This window comes from Pseudanabaena sp. UWO310 (genome assembly GCF_006861605.1).
In the GTDB taxonomy this organism is placed as follows: Bacteria; Cyanobacteriota; Cyanobacteriia; order Pseudanabaenales; family Pseudanabaenaceae; genus Pseudanabaena.
In genome coordinates this window covers 1-1,030 of sequence record NZ_SELU01000125.1, presented here as the reverse complement: position 1 = coordinate 1,030, position 1,030 = coordinate 1, and the positions used below count along the sequence as shown (strand labels likewise).

The following is a 1,030-nucleotide window of genomic DNA, read 5'->3' as shown; positions in this document are numbered from 1 at the left end:
CATTCTTGCAACAATTCATCGAGCAGTTCTTTGCGTATATTCATCTGTTTTGGTGTTAGTAGTTGTGTGTCTAGATTGTCTCTCTGTATATATCCCAGACTTTACACAAAATACTCTACACTCTCAACAATCGTCATCTTCAAGATGGACGTACCGTCAAACAACTTTATCGTCATGGCAAACGTGGACAACAAGTTTTTCTAGAAGGGCTAACTCAGCCTTTGACGATTTCTTGGTTCTGGCTCAAAAGAGCTGGTAGTAACCGTGAGTTACGCTTTGTACTCTCTTCCCATCCTTATTCTGGTGCTTATTTGGTGATGTTGGGGCGTAAGCGTTGGGCAATTGAGGGTTTCTTCAAAACCATCAAGCATCGCTTTGGTTTGCATTGTTTTGGGCAATCGACAAAACTTGGTGTTTATCGTTGGCTTATCCTCTCCCTGCTTGCTTATCTTTTGGCTCATTGGATTGATCAATGGTCAATTCCTCCCATCTTGGACTGGAAAGCTACCTGTGATTTAACTCTTTCTGTTTTATTCCCTTCTGTCCTTTGGTTGAGACTTCTTAGGTATCTTCAAATTAGTGCCGATATTGCTGCTCGTCATGGCTTTGAAATTATTCTTAAACCCATTCCCACTTAACACTTTCAAGAATGGTGCAAGATCTGAGATCTCTTACAATTAATTGATTTTCCATTTTGTTTCCTCAATGTTAGATCCCACATTCCGCTCGTAATGGAAGTGGAAAAACAATTATGAAAGAGGCGCAGGGAGGAGATAGTAGCGTTGGCAGGCTGAAGAAAAGAATTTCAAAATATGAAGGCGAAGAGGAGACAAATTAACAACTTGGGTGATTCCCTGAAAAGAAACTAAATGAACCGCCATAAAACATTGAAAGACCCAACGCAAAGTTGGCGAATTAGTGGGTTTACCCAATTGATTAGGAATAGTATCCTGAGCGATAGCTAAGGCAAGTCTGAGTTGTCGTTGGGCTAAATTATAAACGAGCAAGCAAAGCACCATAATCATGCCCA

The 1,030-nt window shown here is 40.7% G+C and carries 1 protein-coding gene and 1 pseudogene; one reads left to right on the top strand and one right to left on the bottom strand.

Translation table 11 applies throughout. From position 1 onward, the window contains the following. Positions 1–74: 74 nt before the first annotated feature. Positions 75–638, top strand: a complete 564-nt coding sequence (locus PseudUWO310_RS22575) for a transposase (protein WP_143190602.1) — start codon at positions 75–77, stop codon at positions 636–638. A gap of 111 nt (positions 639–749) precedes the next feature. Here the strand turns inward: PseudUWO310_RS22575 and PseudUWO310_RS22570 are convergent. Then, positions 750–1,030: pseudogene (locus tag PseudUWO310_RS22570) on the bottom strand (IS1634 family transposase); the annotation flags it as partial.